This window comes from Salinicola sp. CPA57 (assembly GCF_003206035.1).
GTDB lineage: Bacteria > Pseudomonadota > Gammaproteobacteria > Pseudomonadales > Halomonadaceae > Salinicola > Salinicola socius.
Genome location: NZ_PZJR01000001.1, coordinates 172,748 through 186,960 on the forward strand (window position 1 = coordinate 172,748; position 14,213 = coordinate 186,960).

Below are 14,213 nucleotides of genomic sequence, written 5' to 3' on the forward strand. Positions count from 1 at the left end.
GACAGAGCGTAGCACTGTCAGGGCAAATCTAGATCGTCGAAGGCCGTGCAAACCGCGCCACCAACCTCGCCATGGCCGGCCCTACCAGCACGACGGTGAACAGCCTCAACGTCTGCAAGGCCACCACCAGTCCAACGTCGGCATGAGTATCGATGGCGATGATCGTCATCGAATCGAGACCGCCGGGGCTGGTGCCCAGATAGGCCGTGATGAATTCGGTATGCATCAGCACGGTCATCAACCAGGCCGACAGGGCGCAAAGCGCAATCAGGATCAGCGAGGCGAGAATCATCTTGCCGAGGGCGCGGGCAATGTTATGGATGGTCTCGCGGTCGAAGCGTAGTCCTACATAGGTGCCGATGATCCCGTAGGCCAGCTCCAGCAGCGGCTGTGGCAGCACAATGGTGATCGCCCCGAAAAGATGAAGCACGCTGCCAACCACCACCGGCCCCAGCAGTGCGCCGGCGGGGAGGCGCCGATCGAACACCCACACCCCGATGACGACGACGAGCAGCGTGACGGCGAAGTTTCCCAGATCTCCCAGGCTGGCTGGCAGATTGGCGGCATGGCCCGCGCCACTGCTATCGGTCACGCCGAGATAGTGACTGACCAGCGCCCCTATCAGCACCACGCAGACCACGCGCACGTACTGCATCGCCGCCACGATCCGCGGATCGGCATCGCTCTCCTCGGCCATCGCCACCATCGCCGCGGCGGCGCCCGGGGTCGTGCCCCAGGCAGCGGTGGAGCCCGGCAGCCCACCGTAGCGCACCAGACCGATTCCCACGATCAGACTCAGCAACAGCGTGATGGCGGTCGCGATCAGCATCACCGGCCATGAGTCGAGGATCTTGAACAGCACCGACAGGGTCAAGGTCTGGGCGATCAGTACGCCGATCACGCCCTGGCTGAGCTTGAAGCCGATCCGCGGCAGTTTCAGGCCACCGATCATCACCCCGTAAGCGATCGAGACCGCCATGGGGCCGATGAATCCGCCAGCCGGCATATGCACCGCATCCAGCAGTCGATTGGCAATGACGCAGCACAGGACGAGCAGCAGCCAGCGCATCCAGGTGGGAGGGGGAGCGCGGAACAGGGGTGAGCGTGGCGCGGGCGAGTCGGCGGACAAGATCAAACTCCAGTAAAAGGCTAACTATATCAATTCTCATGGACCATAGGCAGCGTTTGTCGACAATCTTCATGTCCGGCCTGACACGGTGACGAGACTCGCCGCCGGAAGAAGGCTGCTACAGTCAACAGTGAACCGTAATGCCAGCCTCACGCCGTGGAGACCGACATGATTCGAAATCTCGTGACCTCGTCCAGTACCGCTCTACTGCTATCGCTGAGCGGCGAGACGCTAGCCCAGGAACCCGTGCAGAGCGGCCCGCCCAACGCGCCGGGGCAGACGCCGGCATTCGAAGGCCAGACCCGCGCCCCCGCGATCGAGGACCGGATCGCGCTGACCCCGACGACGATAGCGCAAGGATTGGCACATCCCTGGGGGTTGGCATTTGTCGACAACGGCATGGCGTTGGTGACCGAGCGTCCCGGCCGCCTGCGTACCGTCGATCTGGAAAGCGGCACGCTCTCCGCCCCGATCGAGGGTCTGCCGGAGATCGACGCCCGCGGCCAGGGCGGCCTGCTGGACGTGGCGCTCGATCCTGACTTCGCCGGCAACCGTCGGATCTACTTCAGCTACGCGGAGCCCAGGGGAGACGGCGAGAACGGTACGGCGGTCGCTCGCGGCGTGCTCAGCCAGGATGACAGCCGACTGACGAACGTCGAGGTGATCTTCCGCCAGACACCGGCATGGGATTCCACCAAGCATTTCGGTTCCACGCTGACGTGGGACGCCGAGGGCCGGCTCTACGTGACGCTCGGAGAGCGCTCACTGCCCGAGCCGCGTCAGCTGGCGCAGGATCTGAACGCGCATCTGGGCAAGGTGGTACGGATCAACGCGGACGGCTCGATTCCCGAGGACAACCCGTTTGCCGACGGCAACGCGGGCCTGGCCGAGATCTGGTCCTACGGCCACCGCAACGTCCAGGGTGCAGCACTGGAACCGACCAGTGGCCGGCTATGGACGATCGAGCACGGCCCGAAAGGAGGCGACGAGCTCAATCGTCCCGAGGCCGGCAACAACTATGGCTGGCCGGTAATCACCTACGGCGAGGACTACAGCGGCGCACCGATCGGCGACGGGCTGACCGCAAAGGAAGGGATGGAGCAGCCGGTCTACTACTGGGATCCGGTCATCGCGCCGGGTGACATGGCCTTCTACGAGGGGGAGCGCTTCCCCGGCTGGCAGGGCGATCTGATCATCGCCTCGCTTTCCCCCGGCGGCCTGGTGCGGCTCACGCTCGATGGCGAACGGGTGAGTGGCGAGCAGCGTCTGCTGCCGTCGCTTGGCCGAGTTCGCGACGTGACGGAAGGCCCGGACGGCGCACTGTGGGTGCTGACGGATGCCAGCAACGGCGCGCTGATCCGGATCGTGCCCGAAGACGAGTGATTTCCGAACTCACAGCGGCAGATGGATGATCGCGCTGCGGATGCCGTCGGCATCGATCCACAGCTTGCCGAGCGTGATCGGCAAGCGGAAACGGCGCCTGCCCGCCGCCCCGGGGTTGAACCACAGCTGGCGGCCGGCGGCCTCGTCTCGCCACGCGTTGCGCGGCTTGTGCGAATGGCCGTGCAGCACGGCCTCGAATGCCATCTGCGCGTCGATGTCCGCAATGTCGTGAACCAGCTGGAGATCGTGCCCATTGACCACCAGACGCCGGTGCGACGGCAGCGTCGCACACTCGCCTTCGCGATCGATATTGCCACGGACCGCGAAGACGGGCGCGAGCCCGGAGAGACGCTCGAGAATCGCCGGATCACCGACGTCGCCCAGGTGAATCAACGGATGACAGTCCGCCAGCAGTGCCAGCGCTTCGTCACGCAGCAGCCCGTGAGTATCCGAAATGACGCCGACCGGAGACGTCGTCTCGACGATGTCTGCGGGGATGCTCACCAATGACCTCCTGATGAAAAGCCGTGGCCGGTCGAGGAGTGCAAACGCAGACGGCCCCGGGGGGCCGCCTGCAACGTTGCACGAGTCCGTTTCACGATTTGACGCTGGTCGACTCGCCCATACCCTTGTAGGTCATGTTGCCGTCGGCATCGATCTCGCAGGTCAGGTTGTACTTGGCGTTACCCTCGCCAAGCAGATCGACCAGCAGCTCGAAGGTATCCCCCTTCTCGAGCTCCTCGGCTTCGTACTCCTTGGCGTTGTTCTCGTAGATGGAATTGCCTCGGAATGTCTCGCTACCCTCGTCTTCCTGCAGCGCGAGATCGAGACACTCCCTGGCGAGTTTGGGGGCTCCCTCCGCTTGCGTCTCTGTTTCGTGCGCGCCTTGCTGCTCACCGACCTGAGCCCCTGACGACTTGTCCTTGTCGCCCTGCCCATCCAGCTCCTGTGCCACCGCGCTACCGGCGATCAACATGGCGCCCAGCGCCAGCCCCAGCCCCAGCCCCAGCCCGGCATTCATCCATTTGGTCGACATTGCACCTCTCCCTGTTGTGCCGTTTGCCCCTGCAGTATAGGAGTGCCCCCGATCACTGCACGGAAATCGTCGCGGTTCTCTTTCAGCCCCACAGCCGGCGGGTGGCGATGGCCGCGCCCTCGCTCAGCGCCTTGAGCTTGGCCCAGGCCACGTCCTGGGCGACGAACTCGTAGCTGGCGAACGTGCCGAAGCCGCAGTCCGTGCCTGCCACCACCCGCTCGCGATCACCGATGGCCTCGACCGAGGCGCAGATCCGGTTGGCGACCACTTCGGGATGCTCGAGATAGTTGGTGGTGACGTCGATCACGCCCGGCATCAGCAGCATGTGGTCCGGCAACGGATGCGTCTTGAACGAGACGGTCTCGTGCTCATGACGCGGATTGCCCAGCGGAATGCTCAACGCCCCGACCTTGGCGCGGTAGAGAATCGGCAGCAGCTCGGCCACCGGCACGTCGTCCTGGTGCGGGCCCTGCCAATTGCCCCAGCAGACATGCAGACGCACCTTGTCGGCCGGAACGTTCTCCAGCGCCAGGTTGATCGCCTCGACGTGCAACTCGACCCGTTCGAGAAACGTACCAAAATCGTCATCGCCGAACATGATGACCCGCTCCATGGCCAGATCCGGCGCGTCGAGCTGCAGCACATGGCCGGCAGCGACGATGGCCTCGTACTCCTGCTTCATCTCGCGCGCGACGGCCAGCACGTAGTCGCGGTCGGTGGGATAGTCGGGATTGTTCTCCGCGCGCAGCATGGTCGTGGTGACGACGCCCGGTGACGCGGCGGTCAGGAAGGTTTCCAGCGGTCGGGCACGATGGGCGAGCGCGGCATCGAACGACGCGAGTTCCGCCTTCACGCCGGCCAGTGTCGGATCGTACTGAACGGCGCGCTGGGCCAGCGGCGTGTTCCAGACCTTGGCCAGATCCTCCGAAACCCCGATCTGGCGCGCCATGTGCTCGGCGTAGCCGGGAAAACGTTGGATATCCAGCGTCGGCTTGCGCCGTCCTTCACCACCGAAGCCGGTCATGCGCTCGGTGACATAGGTCGAAAAGCCGACGCGCGGCGCCTCGCCATTATTGATGCTGTCGAGCCCCGCCTCGAGCTGCGCGCCGATCACGCCATCCAGGCAACGTGCGACCTCGCCATCGAACGTCGCGGCGTCGACCGACTTGCCCTGCTCGCGCATGACCAGCAGCTTCGACAGCTCGAGAGTTCTGGGCAGGCTGCCGGTGTGTGTCGTGATGATTCGGTCGCGACTGGTTTTCATGATCATTCCCTGATGGGGTTGTGCGGCTCGAACAGCATGAAGATCGGCATGCGCCGAGCCGTCGAAAGCGTAGGTCGCCAAGGATACCCAAGCGCCGGCGATGATAGGCCCGCGAGCACATGAAACTTATGCAGCTCGATCATGAATTCAATTCACGATCAGATCGAACGAACGCCTGACAGCAAAACGCCCCGATGCAAAGCACCGGGGCGTCGGTTTCACTGACACGGCCAGCGAACCGCTGGCCGACGTCTCAGTCTTCCAGCGCTTCGGGCAGGTCGGTGACCGCGCCCCTGGAAGCCGAACTGACCGTCTTGGCATACTTGGCCAGGGTGCCGCGGGTGTAGCGCGGTGCCGGGCGCTTCCAGGCCGCTCGGCGACGATCCATCTCGGCATCGTCGATGTGTACGGTCATGACGTCGTTCTCGGCATCGATGGTGATCTCGTCGCCGTCTTCAACCAGGCCGATGGGGCCGCCGACGAAGGCTTCCGGGGTGATGTGACCGACCACGAAACCGTGGCTGCCACCGGAGAAGCGGCCATCGGTGATCAGCGCCACCTTGTCACCCAGGCCACGCCCCATGATCGCCGAGGTCGGCGTCAGCATCTCGCGCATGCCGGGGCCACCCTTCGGCCCTTCGTAGCGAATCACCACGACGTCGCCGGCGACCACCGTCAGATCGTTGATCCGCGCCTGCGCTTCCTCTTCGGAGTCGAATACCCGGGCACGACCGGTAAAGCGCGTGCCTTCCTTGCCGGTGATCTTGGCCACCGCCCCTTCCGGCGCCAGATTGCCGTAGAGGATGCGCAGATGGCTGGTCGCTTTGACCGGCTCGTCCAGCGACTTGATGATCTGCTGGTCGAGCGGATACGGCTTCACGCCGGACAGATTCTCGGCCAGCGTCTTGCCGGTGACGGTGATGCAATCGCCGTGCAGCAGGCCCGCGTCGAGCAGGATTTTCATCATCGGCTGGATACCACCGATCGCCACCAGCTCGCTCATCATGTATTGGCCGCTCGGGCGCACATCGGCCAGTACCGGCACGCGCTTGCCGATCTCGGTGAAATCATCGAGCGAGAGCTCGACGCCAACGGTATTGGCGATCGCCAGCAGGTGCAGCACGGCGTTGGTGGAGCCACCGAGGGCGATGACCACGGTGATGGCGTTCTCGAACGCCTCGCGAGTCATGATATCGGAGGGCTTGAGATCCAGCTCGAGCAGCTTGAGCACGGCTTCGCCGGCGGCGCGGCTGTCGTCGTTCTTGGTCTGGGAGACGGCTTCCTGGGCAGAGGAATTGGGCAGGCTCATGCCCATCGCCTCGATCGCCGACGCCATGGTGTTTGCGGTGTACATGCCGCCACAGGAACCCGGCCCGGGAATCGCGGTCTCCTCGATCTGCTTGACCTCGATCCGCGACATGTTGCCTTGGGAGTAGGCACCCATCGCTTCGAATACCGAGACGATATCGGTATGGCCCGCGCCCGGCTGAATGGTACCGCCGTAGACGAAGAGGCTGGGGCGGTTCAGACGCGCCAGGCCGATCATGCAGCCGGGCATGTTCTTGTCGCAGCCGCCGATGGCGACCACGCCGTCGAAGCCCTCGCAGCCGGAAACGGCTTCGATGGAGTCGGCGATGATCTCGCGCGAGGCCATCGAGTACTTCATGCCCTCGGTGCCGTTGGCGATACCGTCGGAGATGGTGATGGTGTTGAAGATCACGCCCTTGCCACCAGCGGCATCGGCACCGTCACTGGCGGCTTCGGCCAGCACGTTGATGTGGCTGTTGCACGGCGTCACGCGGCTCCAGGTCGAGGCGATACCGACCTGGGGCTTCTTGAAATCCTCGTCGGTGAAGCCCACCGCCCGCAGCATGGCGCGACTGGCAGCCTTGCCGGGGCCATCCACGACATTGGCGGAGTGGCGACGTCGGTGATCGGTGTTGGCGGGAAAATTGTCGTCCGGGGAATCCTGGCTCATCAAGCGCTCCTGTTTTCGTCTGTTCGCCTCGCGGGCAATCCGGCTACCACGTCGGGCAGAAGTTGAACGACCCATGCCGGCTGAAGTGATGCAGAAAAAGATGACGGTCGGCGTGCATCGAGGTGTCACGGTCAGATGACAATGCACGGACGCGATGGCTCTTGTGAAGCGGCTCTCGTGAAGCCAGTCGGACGCGTCCGATACAGAAAGGGTGACCCATTGTAGCGGCCCGAAGCGCGCGCGGACATCCGACGATGGCGGAAATCGCGCATCTCCCCGGCCAGATCATCCATGCAATACTGGCGGGCAACCGGTTTCTTTTTACCTTTACCTTTACCTTTACCTTTACCTTTACCTTTACCGCGACCCGAGCGACCCCGTCATGTTCGACTTCAAGGAAATCGAGGCCTTCGTCTGGATCGTGCGACTGGGATCGTTTCGTCTTGCCGCACAGCACCTGCACCTGACCCAGCCTTCCATCTCGGATCGTATTGCCCGGCTCGAGGACTTCGTCGGCGGGCCGTTGCTGGATCGCGCCCAGCGCCCGATCCAGCCCACGCCGAAGGGTCGACAGTTCTACCGCCACGCTCAGCACATGCTGGAGACGCGCCAGGAAGCGATGGCGATGCTCGAGGCCAACAACCCTTTCCAGGGGGTGCTGCGCCTCGGCGTGGTCGAGACCGTCGCTCACAGCTGGTTGCCGGCGTTCATTGCCGAGCTCGCCGACCGCTTTCCCGACATGACGCTTCAGCTCGAGGTGGATGGCACGCCGGGGCTCGCCAACCGGCTGCTCAATCGCCAGATCGACATGGCTTTCACGCTGGGGGCGGTCGACGCCCAGGACATACTCAGTCGTCCGCTATGCCACTACCCGACCGGCTTGATCGTCAATCCGTGCCTAGGGTTCGATCCCGACACCTTTTCACTGGCAGCGTTGGAACGCAGCGGCACGCCGCTGATCACCTTTGCCAGCGACAGCCGCCCCTATCGGGAGCTGCAGTCTCTGCTGCATCAACAGCGCCTGGAGCGGATCAAACTGCACTGTTCCGGCTCAGTCTGGACCATCGTGCGCCTGGCGCTGGATGGTATCGGCGTCGGTGCCATTCCGCCCCGCATCGTCGAACAGGAGATCGCCCGCGGCGAGCTCGTCACGCTGCCCTGTGATCTGCCACGGCTGGACTTCGCGGCCTCCTGGCCGCAGCACATCGACAAGGCACTGGCCGATGGCGTCATCGACCTGGCGATCGAACTCGGCCAGCGGGACCAGCGCGAGCACGCCTGACACTGACAGGGCGTTGCCGATGGACCCGGCCATTGAAAGGTTTTGCCGATGAAAAGGCATCATAAAAATCGATTGGATTGATGCGCCATGAACTCATAGCGTTGGATTGCATAAGGTGGCGTCCGGCTCTGTCGGCCAAAGCTGCCACGACAATGACAATCAGGATCGACAAGATGCTCTCTCTCGACGCTATCGTCTCTCCAGCCGATGCACGCGCCGCTATCCGCCGCGGCGACTGGCCCAACACGACCACCGGTATCGCCAAGGGCTATGCCCAGGCCAATCTGGTCATCATCCCCGAGGCCTACGCCAGCGACTTCCTGCGTTTCTGCATGGCCAATCGAGCTGCCTGTCCGGTACTCGATGTCAGTGAACCGGGCAGCTTTCATCCGCAGGCACTGGGAGACGCGATCGACCTGCGCACCGACGTACCCCGCTACCGCGTCTATGAACATGGCGAACTGGTCGACGAGCCAGCCGATCTGGTCTCTCGCTGGCGCGACGATCTGGTGACCTTCTCGATCGGCTGCTCGTTCTCGTTCGAGGAGCCGCTGCTCGCCGAGGGCGTGCCGGTTCGCCACATGGCCGCGCGCACCATCGTACCGATGTACCGAACCCGTATTCCGCTGATACCCGCCGGCCCGTTCCACGGCAGCTACGTCGTCTCGATGCGCGCCATGCCGCCGGCCGATGCCATCCGCGCGGTGCAGATCACCACCGACATGCCCAGCGTTCATGGCGCCCCACTGCATCTGGCGCGACCGGAGCTGATCGGCATCGACGATATCCACCGGCCGGACTTTGGCGATGCGCCAGTGATGGAAGCCGGCGATATTCCGGTGTTCTGGGCCTGCGGGGTGACGCCGCAGGTCGCGCTGATGAATGCGAAGCTACCCTTCGCCATGGCCCATGCCCCGGGTCACATGCTGATCACCGACATTCCCAACTATCGCCTCAAGTATCGGTAGCGGCGATATCGCGGCGGTCACGCTGCCCGCCGCTGCCGAAGGCTCGTAAAACAACCTCAACAAGCGAGACTCCCATGAAGAAGACACTGCTTGGCCTCACGCTCTCCGCCCTGACTGTCGGCCTTGCCCAGAGCGCCGCCGCCGATACCAGCCTCAATGTCGTCGGTACCTGGAGCGCGGTCTCCCTGCACAAGAACTTCGAGAAGCCGTTCTGGACCGAGACCCTGCCCAAGGCCAGCGACGGTCAGATCCAGGTCCAGATGACGACCTTCGATCAGATGGGCATCGAAGGCAGCGATGTCTTCACCTATCTGAAAAACGGCCTGTTCAATGTCGGTATGACGTTCTCGGACTATGTCGGCGGCGAGGCGCCGGCGCTGGAAGGGCTCGATCTGCCGATGATGACCACCGATCCCGTCAAGGCACGCGAGGTCAGCGAGGCATTCATGCCGATCGCCGAAAAGACGATGCAGTCTCACTACAATGCGCACGTGCTGGCGATCGCGCCCAACACGCCGCAGGTGGTGTTCTGCAATACGCCGATCACTGGCCTCGGCGATCTGCAGGGCAAGAAGGTTCGCGCCAGTGGCCGCACCACGGCGGAGTTCCTCTCCGCTATCGGTGCCCAGAGCACGGTCATGGCCTTCAACGAGGTCCCCGGCGCGCTGGAGCGCGGCGTGATCGACTGTGCCGTCACCGGCTCGCTCTCCGGCTACAACTCCGGCTGGCAGGATGTCGCCGATTATCTGCTGCCGCTGCCCATCGGCGGATGGGACACAGTCATCACCGCGGTCAGCAACGATACCTGGGGCTCACTCGACGATGAGACCAAGCAGATCATCGAAGACCAGATCGAACCTGGTTTCGTCGATCCGGTCTGGAACAATCTGGCCAAGGACGAACAGCAGGGCATTGCCTGTCTGACCGGTAACGGCGATTGCGAACATGGCGATCCGGGCGACATGAATCTGGTCGAGGTGACCGATGCCGACCGCGAGCGTGCCCATCAGGCCCTGGTCGACGCCGTACTGCCGAGCTGGGCATCGCGCATCGACGACGAGACGATCTCACTTTGGAACGAGAACGTCGCACCGCTGGTCGCGCTTCCCATCGTCAAGTGACCAGCACCACCTAAATCCCGCTCATTCCGGCCGGCGCCAGCGCGCGTCGGCCGGGCCGCGATGCAGGTATCCAACATGCTCTCTCTCGTTTCGCTGGTCGACGTGCTCGTGCACGCTGTGCGTCAAATCTCCCGCTGGGCTGCTCGCCTCATCGGCCTGCTACTGCTTGCCGTGGTGACGTTGGTCATTATCGAGGTCGTCAGCCGCAAACTGCTGGGTCACTCCTTCGAAGGCGTGCAAGAGTATGCCGGTTATGTCCTTGCCATTCTCTCGGCCTGGGGCCTTTCGCATACGCTGGTCGAACGTGCCCATATCCGCATCGACGTCGGCTACTCGAAGCTGCCGATCGCCGCCCGCGCCGCGCTCGACCTGCTCTCGATCCTCGCCGTCAATCTGGTCGGCTGGATGATCGTCATCCACGCCTGGCCAGTGTTCTCGGGGTCGCTTTCCAACCACACCACCGCCAATACGCCGCTGTCGACGCCGCTGTGGATACCGCAGCTGGTCTGGGTGTTGGGCTACACCTGGTTTGCTCTTTCGGCGGCGGTGCTCGCGATTCGCGCCCTGCTGGCCGCGACGCAGGGCGACAGTGCCACGATCCATACGCTGATCGGCATGGGTCATGACGCCGATCAGCAGGAAGCTGGCGACCTCGAAACCGCGACAGCAAGGGGAAAATCCTGATGCTGCTCTATCTCTCGATCGGAATTCTGGCGCTACTGCTGACCGGCATCCCTGTCGCCATTGTGTTATTCCTGCTCGCCTTCGGCGTCGATCAGTTTTTTTCGTTCTTTCCGCTGATGCGGGCGCTAGGGCAGAATCTCTGGTCGGCAGCGGATTCGTTCTTGCTGATCGCGATACCGCTGTTCGTGCTGATGGGCGAAATCATCGTGCGTGCGGGTATCGCCGAGCGCGCCTATCGCGCCATGGATCACTGGCTTTCCTGGCTGCCCGGCGGTCTGCTGCATGCCAACGTGATGACCTCGATGCTGTTCTCGGCCACCTCTGGATCGTCGGTGGCCACCGCCGCGACGATCTCCACTGTGGCGCTGCCGCAGGGCGACAAGCTCGGCTATCACCCGCGGCTTTTCTGCGGCAGCATTGCCGCCGGCGGAACGCTGGGCATCCTGATTCCACCGTCGATCAATCTGATCGTCTACGGCTTTCTGACCGAAACCTCGATCCCCAAGCTGTTCGTTGCCGGGCTGCTGCCGGGGCTGCTGCTGACCGGCCTGTTCATGCTGACGGCCATCCTGTTCTGCGCGATCAAGCCGTCGCTCGGGGGGCCACGCAGTCACTCGAGCTGGCCGGAGCGCCTGCGCCACCTGAAGTTCCTGCTGCCGCTGCTGATCCTGTTCGTCGCCATCGTCGGCTCGATCTACACCGGCTGGGCGACGCCCACCGAAGCCGCCGCCATCGGCGTGGTGGTAGCGCTGATCCTCGCCGCGTTCAATCGGCGACTGGACTGGCGCATGTTGACCGAAGCCCTCGACAACACCGTGCGCACCACCTCGATGATTCTGTTCATCATGCTGGCGGCCTCGTTTCTCAACTTCGCGCTCGCATCCGCCGGCCTTTCCAACCAGCTGACCCAATTGCTGACCCAGCTCGATCTTTCGCCGATGGGATTGCTGCTCTGCGTGCTGGCGCTATTGGTGATTCTCGGTTTCTTCATCGAGACTTTGTCGATGATGGTGATCACGCTGCCGATCATCGCGCCGCTGCTGTTCGCCGCGGGCTTCGACAAGGTGTGGTTCGGGATCGTCATGATCCTGTTCGTCGAGATGGCGCTGATTACGCCACCGGTCGGCCTCAACCTCTACATCGTGCAGGCATCGCGTCGCGGCAAGCCATTTTCCGACGTGATCATCGGTACCTTACCGTTCATTGCCGCCATGCTGGTGATGGCCGTACTGCTGATCGCTTTTCCGAGCATCGCGCTATGGCTCCCGAACTCGCTGTAATTCTTATCCATCGAATGCGGAAACCTATCTCATGCTGACTTTCGAAACGCCCCAAGGCTCCCTTAGCGTCACCCCGCAACGCCTGGCCATCGCCGGCTGGGCCGGCCGCGATCAGGCCGGTGTCCAGCATCACATCGACGAGCTGGCCGCCATCGGCGTCAAGCCGCCGTCGAGCGTGCCGCTGTTCTACCGCGCCAGCGCCCAACTGCTGACCCAGGCGGAAAACGTCGAGATGCTCGGCGGCGAGGGCTCCGGCGAAGCCGAAGTCTGTCTCGTCAGCGATGGCGACGGCCGGCTGTGGGTGACGCTCGCCTCCGATCACACTGACCGCAAGCTGGAAGCCGTGGGCGTGGCAGAGTCCAAGCAGCTCTGTGCCAAGCCGGTCGCCACGCAGGCGTGGGCGCTGGAGGAGATTCGCGAGCACTGGGACTCGCTGGAGCTTTCGAGCGAGATCGAGGAGAACGGTCACACCGTCACCTACCAGCAAGGCACGCTCGCCGAGCTGCTGGATGTCGAGACGTTGCTAGCCAAACTGCCCGCCGCCCTCAAGCAGGGGGAATTCCTCGCGCCCAATACGCTGCTGCTGTGCGGAACGGTGCCGGCGATCGGCGGCATCCGCCCCAGCGCCTGCTTCTCGATGACGCTCAACGATCCGGTCCTCAACCGTCGTCTGAGCCACGCCTACACCGTGATCGAACTCGAGGTAGCCCAATGAGTCAGCTCGATGCCGCCAAGGCGTTCTGGAATTTCCCTCCTCGGCAACGCCGGCTGGCCGACTGGCAGGCGGCGGTCGATGGCAACGCCTTCACCCCCGCCCAGGCGCTCGAGGCGCTGATCGAGCGGGCCCAGTCACAGGCCGACGTCACCGCCACGGCCTTCATCCAATTCGATGCCGACAAGCTGCGTGACCGGCTGATGCGAGTCCACCTGGCCGAATCGCTGGCCGGTCTGCCGATCAGCATCAAGGATCTGTTCGATGTCCATGGCGAGGTGACCAAAGCCGCCTCCCGGGTGCTGGGTAACGGCAAGCCTGCCACCGACGATGCGCCCGCGGTCAAACGTCTGCGCCGCGCCGGTGCGCTGCTGACCGGACGCACCAACATGAGCGAGTTCGCGTTCTCGGGGCTCGGTCTCAATCGACACTACGGCACGCCGCCCAATCCGTTCGATGCCGAGCGCATCACCGGCGGTTCGACCTCCGGCGGCGCCGCGTCGGTCGCCTTCGGCCTCGCCGCGGCGACGCTGGGCAGCGACACCGGCGGTTCGCTGCGGATTCCCGCCGCGTTCTGCGGGCTGACCGGCTTCAAGCCCAGTCAGCAAACCGTGCCCGGCGAAGGCGCCTACCCGCTCGCCCCGAGTCTCGACTGCGTCGGCCCGATCGCGCCCAGCGTCGACTGCTGCGCGCGATTGTGGTCGGTACTGGCCGAACGGCCGATGCCGCCGCTGGATGCTAGGCCGCGCCCGCTGCGGCTGGCGATCGCCGAAGGCGGATTACTGAGCGAACTCGACGACGCGGTTCGCGACGGTTTCGAGGCGGCCGTCGCTACCCTCGAAGCCAGGGGGTGTTGCATCGAGCGCCTGCCGTTCGCGGCCGTCGACGGCGCGCTGGCGATCAATCAGCAAGGTGGACTGGTCGTGCCGGAAGCGGCGGCGCTGCACCGTGAGCAGCTCGCGCATGCGGAGGCCGAATACGATCCGCTGATCGCCGAACGTCTGAATGGCGGCCGTGATATCAGTGCCGCCGACTATCTTCAGCGCCTCTGGCCGAGAGCGAACTGGCAACGACGTTTCGAGCACGAAATGGCCGGCTTCGATGCAGTGCTGCTGCCCACGGTGGCGACGCTTCCGCCACGGCGGGCCGAGCTCGAGAACGATGCCGCCGCGTTCCAGCGGGCGAATCGGCTGGCGCTGCGCAACACCAGCGTCTTCAACTATCTCGACGCGGCTTCGATCTCGCTGCCTTACTTCGCGGCCGGCGCCGAACTGCCGATCGGCCTGATGCTGTCGCGGCCTCAGGGCGACGATGCCGCGCTGTTGCAGCACGCGAGAGTCGTGGAAGCGATGCTGGGAGACTGATCCGCTCAGAGC

13 protein-coding genes are annotated in these 14,213 nt (G+C 64.1%); 8 read left to right on the top strand and 5 right to left on the bottom strand.

Annotation, left to right across the window (positions count from 1 at the left end; genetic code table 11):
• Nucleotides 1-28: 28 nt before the first annotated feature.
• Nucleotides 29-1,129, bottom strand: a complete 1,101-nt coding sequence (locus DOM36_RS00775; protein WP_232823685.1) for an AbrB family transcriptional regulator — start codon at nt 1,127-1,129, stop codon at nt 29-31.
• A 168-nt stretch (nt 1,130-1,297) separates the two neighbouring features.
• Here DOM36_RS00775 and DOM36_RS00780 point away from each other — a divergent pair, with 168 nt between their 5' ends.
• Complete coding sequence (locus DOM36_RS00780; RefSeq protein WP_110640621.1) at nt 1,298-2,512, top strand: PQQ-dependent sugar dehydrogenase; 1,215 nt, start codon at nt 1,298-1,300, stop codon at nt 2,510-2,512.
• A 9-nt stretch (nt 2,513-2,521) separates the two neighbouring features.
• Here the strand turns inward: DOM36_RS00780 and DOM36_RS00785 are convergent, their stop codons facing one another.
• The 4 genes from DOM36_RS00785 to ilvD form a co-directional block, all read right to left on the bottom strand.
• Nucleotides 2,522-3,016, bottom strand: a complete 495-nt coding sequence (locus DOM36_RS00785; protein WP_341864688.1) for a metallophosphoesterase family protein — start codon at nt 3,014-3,016, stop codon at nt 2,522-2,524.
• Nucleotides 3,017-3,107: 91 nt separating this feature from the next.
• On the bottom strand, nt 3,108-3,548 hold the full coding sequence (locus tag DOM36_RS00790) for a hypothetical protein (RefSeq protein WP_110640623.1): 441 nt from the start codon (nt 3,546-3,548) through the stop codon (nt 3,108-3,110).
• A gap of 82 nt (nt 3,549-3,630) precedes the next feature.
• A complete protein-coding gene (locus DOM36_RS00795; protein WP_110640625.1) occupies nt 3,631-4,812 on the bottom strand; it encodes a methionine synthase in 1,182 nt (393 codons plus the stop codon).
• A 253-nt stretch (nt 4,813-5,065) separates the two neighbouring features.
• Nucleotides 5,066-6,790 carry a dihydroxy-acid dehydratase gene (ilvD, locus tag DOM36_RS00800; RefSeq protein ID WP_110640627.1) on the bottom strand — a complete coding sequence of 575 codons (1,725 nt, stop codon included), beginning with the start codon at nt 6,788-6,790 and terminating at the stop codon, nt 5,066-5,068.
• A gap of 382 nt (nt 6,791-7,172) precedes the next feature.
• Here ilvD and DOM36_RS00805 point away from each other — a divergent pair, with 382 nt between their 5' ends.
• From DOM36_RS00805 to DOM36_RS00835, 7 genes are all read left to right on the top strand, one after another.
• On the top strand, nt 7,173-8,072 hold the full coding sequence (locus DOM36_RS00805) for a LysR family transcriptional regulator (RefSeq protein ID WP_075568363.1): 900 nt from the start codon (nt 7,173-7,175) through the stop codon (nt 8,070-8,072).
• A 173-nt stretch (nt 8,073-8,245) separates the two neighbouring features.
• Nucleotides 8,246-9,040 carry a putative hydro-lyase gene (locus DOM36_RS00810; RefSeq protein ID WP_110640629.1) on the top strand — a complete coding sequence of 265 codons (795 nt, stop codon included), beginning with the start codon at nt 8,246-8,248 and terminating at the stop codon, nt 9,038-9,040.
• Nucleotides 9,041-9,114: 74 nt separating this feature from the next.
• Nucleotides 9,115-10,161 (top strand): TRAP transporter substrate-binding protein, encoded by a 1,047-nt coding sequence (locus DOM36_RS00815; RefSeq protein WP_110640631.1) that lies wholly within the window; start codon nt 9,115-9,117, stop codon nt 10,159-10,161.
• Between the two features lie 75 nt (nt 10,162-10,236).
• On the top strand, nt 10,237-10,845 hold the full coding sequence (locus DOM36_RS00820) for a TRAP transporter small permease (RefSeq protein WP_075568366.1): 609 nt from the start codon (nt 10,237-10,239) through the stop codon (nt 10,843-10,845).
• On the top strand, nt 10,845-12,125 hold the full coding sequence (locus DOM36_RS00825) for a TRAP transporter large permease (RefSeq protein ID WP_110640633.1): 1,281 nt from the start codon (nt 10,845-10,847) through the stop codon (nt 12,123-12,125). The genes DOM36_RS00820 and DOM36_RS00825 overlap by 1 nt, the downstream gene beginning before the upstream one ends.
• 31 nt (nt 12,126-12,156) lie before the next feature.
• Nucleotides 12,157-12,840: a DUF2848 domain-containing protein gene (locus tag DOM36_RS00830; RefSeq protein WP_110640635.1), complete on the top strand. Its 684-nt coding sequence runs from the start codon at nt 12,157-12,159 to the stop codon at nt 12,838-12,840.
• A complete protein-coding gene (locus DOM36_RS00835) occupies nt 12,837-14,201 on the top strand; it encodes an amidase (protein ID WP_110640637.1) in 1,365 nt (454 codons plus the stop codon). The genes DOM36_RS00830 and DOM36_RS00835 overlap by 4 nt, the downstream gene beginning before the upstream one ends.
• The last annotated feature ends 12 nt before the right edge of the window (nt 14,202-14,213 follow it).